The 3,491-nt window shown below is 73.7% G+C and carries 3 protein-coding genes; all 3 read right to left on the bottom strand.

Annotated elements, in window-relative coordinates:
* The coding region (locus tag ACTUAL_RS23345; RefSeq protein ID WP_440901741.1) for a nucleotidyltransferase domain-containing protein at nt 1–360 on the bottom strand (360 nt) is incomplete at its 3' end.
* A 90-nt stretch (nt 361–450) separates the two neighbouring features.
* On the bottom strand, nt 451–822 hold the full coding sequence (locus ACTUAL_RS23340) for a universal stress protein (RefSeq protein ID WP_440901740.1): 372 nt from the start codon (nt 820–822) through the stop codon (nt 451–453).
* Nucleotides 819–3,377, bottom strand: coding sequence for a bifunctional acetate--CoA ligase family protein/GNAT family N-acetyltransferase (locus ACTUAL_RS23335; protein WP_440901739.1), 2,559 nt, complete (start codon nt 3,375–3,377; stop codon nt 819–821). Before ACTUAL_RS23335 ends, ACTUAL_RS23340 begins: the two co-directional genes overlap by 4 nt.
* Between the last annotated feature and the right edge of the window lie 114 nt (nt 3,378–3,491).

Raw genomic sequence — 3,491 nt, 5'->3', positions numbered from 1 at the left:
CGAGACCACGAAATGGCGCACTGCGACCCCACACTGCGACTCGCCAGGTTCGCTCTTCGCTCTTGGCTCACACCCCTCGCCGTCCGGGCCGAACCGCGCGCACAGCGCCCGCACGTCGGCCCGGTCGTCCGCGTCCCCGGTGTACTCGTCGTGGAACCGCACCGCCCACTCCGCCGACACGCACTCCACCTCGCGCCCGCCGATCACCCCGCGCCCCTCCACCACCACGTCCAGGTCCCCGTGCCGCCGGGTCCGCTCGCCGAGCAGCGCGTCCACGCCCCACCCGCCGTCGATCCACAGCCGCGCGCCCGCAGCCTCCGCCAGGTCCAGCACGGCCAGCACGTCGGCCACCCAGGTCACCGTCCCCCTCGGGCGTGCTCGTCACCACCCCGACACCCTCGCACGGCGAAGGCCCCACCCGCACCGGATGGGGCCTTCGCCGAAAAACCGTCAGTCGACCGGACCCCGAGGCGCGGGCGCCACGACCACCGGAGCGGACGCCGAAACCTTGCCCTCCTCGACCAGCACCAGCATCGACTGACCGCGCGCCCTGCGGGACAGGACCTCCGACGCGCACCCGCGCACGCTGTGCCGCACGACCTCCGGCACCACGTCGCGGCCGTCGCAGACCTGCCGCAGCAGGTTCTCCACCAGGGCGACCGAGCGGGCGCGGGAGGCGCGCTCGCCCTCGTCGCACAGCTCCCAGGCGTTCACGACGTGCAGCGGCCTGCCCTGCGCCACCGCCTCGTCCATCGCCCAGGCCAGCGCCTTCCGGCACCGCTCCGACCCGTCGACCCCGACCACGATCGCCCCGATGTTCACGCCCCGGCCCTCCGCAACGCTCGCAGGTACGGGTCGACCGGGGCGACGGGTTCCAAGCGGACCCGCGCGTCCACGGCGATGACCCGCTCCCCCTTGACGACCAAGGGGTTGAGGTCAAGCTCGGCGATCTCCGGCACCATCTCCGCCAGCCGCGACACGCGCAGCAGCACGTCGTGCACCGGCTCCTCCGGGTGCTGCTCGAACACCTTGGCGGAGGCGCGGAAGCCGCGCAAGAGGTCGTCCACGTCCGCCGAGGTCAGGGGCGCGAGCGCGGCGGCCCGGTCGTCCAGCAGGTCGGTGTCCACGCCGCCGAGGCCGGTCACCACGAGCGGCCCGAAGCGCTGGTCGCTCACCACGCCCACGAGCAGTTCCCGGCCGCTCTCGGCCATCGGCTGGACGAACACGCCCTCCAGCCGGTCGCCGAAGCGCTCCTGCATCCCGGTGAACTCCTCGGCGACCCGCTCGGGGGTGCCCAGGTTCAGCTTGACGCCGCCCGCCTTGCTCTTGTGCAGCACGCCGCGCGCCACCGCCTTCATGGCGATCGGCTGCCCGAACGACTTCTGCGCCGCGACCGCGCCCTCCACGTCGGAGGCCAGCACGCCGCCCAGGATCGGCAGGCCGAACGCGCTCAGCAGCCGCACCACCTGGTCGGGCTCCAGCCAGCCGCCCTCGGGCTCGACCGCGAAGTGCTCGGCCACGACCTTGCGGGCCAGCGGCACGTCGATGCCGGGCAGGTCGACCGCGGCGGGCGCGGGCCTGCGCAGCCACTCGGCGCGCTGCACCAGCGCGGCCAGCGACTCGGCGGCGCGCACCGGGTCGGCGTAGGAGGCGATGCCGTTCTCCAGGATCGCGACCGAGCCGAGCTGGTCGGCGGCGACCGCGAGCACCGGCTTGGAGCTGGTGCGGATGCCCTCGGCCGGGTTGCCCAGCGCGGTGGGCACGGTGACCGCGATGACCGCGTCCACGGCCGGGTCGGCGGCCACGACGTCCACGCACTGCGCGAACACGTCGGCGTCGAGCACGGCGGTGGTGTCGACCGGGTTGGTCGTGCTGGCCACCGAGGGCAGCAGCGCGGCGAGCTTCGCCGTGGTGTCCTCGGACAGGTCGGCGACGGTCAGCCCGTTGTGCGAGCAGGCGTCGGCGGCGAGCACGCCGAGACCACCGGCGTTGCTGACCACCGCGACCGAGCGGCCCTGCGGCAGCGCGGTGTTCTCCAGCGCCGCCAGCACCTCCACCAGCTCGGCGATGCCGTCGACCACGATCACGCCCGCCTGCCGGAACAGGGCCTCCTGGGTGACCGCCGGGGTCGCGGTGGACGCGGTGTGCGACGCCGCCGCCCGCTGACCGGCCTCGCTGGTGGCGGAGCGGATCGCCAGCACCGGCTTGCGCCTGGCGACCCTGCGGGCCAGCCGGGAGAACTTGCGCGGGTTGCCGAACGACTCCAGGTACAGCACCACCGAGGTGGTGCGCTCGTCGCGCTCCCACCACAGCAGCAGGTCGTTGCCGCTCACGTCGTACTTGTCGCCGGTGGAGACCACGTCGGTGGTGCCCATGCCGAGCGCGCTCAGCTGCTCCAGCACCGCGATGGCCACGCCGCCGGACTGGGTCACCAGGCCGATGCCGCCGCCGCCCGAGCCCTTGCGGGTGAACGTGGCGTCCATCCGCACCTCGGGGTCGGTGGAGGCGACGCCGATGCAGTTCGGGCCGACCATGCGCATCCCGTGCTTGTGCACGGACGCCAGCAGCGGCTTCGGGTCGACGCCGGAGGTGACGACCACCATGGCCTTGACTCCGCGCTTGCCGCAGTCCTCGGCCACGGCGGGCACCGCCGCGGCGGGCACGCAGATCACGGCCAGGTCGGGGGCGACGGGCAGCTCGGCCACCGACGGGTAGCAGGTGACGCCGAGCAGCTCGTCGGCCTTGGGGTTGACCGCGTGCAGCTCGCCCGCGAACTCGCCCTTGACCAGGTTCGCCAGCACCGCGTGCCCGACCGAGGTGGCGTTGCGGCCCGCGCCGATGACGACGATCGAGGTCGGCTTGAGCACCGCCCGCAGGCTCGCCACGCCGGAGGTCAGCTCGCGGTTGGCGACCGCGTCCAGGTAGTCCTCGCCCGCGTCGAGGCCGAGGTCGACGCGCACCACCTCGGTGTCCGGGGTGGCGGTCATGACCAGGCCCAGCTCGCTGAACAGCCCGAGCATCCTCGGGTTGTCGCTGAGCAGGTCGGCGGTGAACCGGCGCACGCCCCGGCCCCGCGCGAGCGAGACCAGGTGCTCCAGCAGGAGCGTCCCGACGCCTCGGGACTGGCTCGCCGAGGTGACGACCAGCACCACGTTGGCGGTGGTCTCGTCCTCGGCGGAGGGCGCGTAGGCGCCCGCGCCGATGAGCTCGTCGTCGGAGAACGCGCAGAGCACGACGTCGTTCTCGGCGAGGGGGTAGCGGTCGGGCAGTTCTCGGCGGAGCTCGCGCAGTGCGTCGGCGTCCTCGGGGCTCGCCTCGCGCAGCGCGATGACGGTGCCGTCGGAGAGCAGGGCGCGGGTCTCGATGTGCGTGGTCACAGCAGCGGTCCAGGTGTGATGACGGGACGGGGTTCTTCGACGCTCTCGGGCTGTGGGGCCCTGAGCACCACCACGGGGCACGCCGCGTGGTGGACGCAGTACGAGCTGACCGAT

This window comes from Actinosynnema sp. (assembly GCF_052038725.1).
This window is presented reverse-complemented; position numbering and strand designations above follow the sequence as displayed.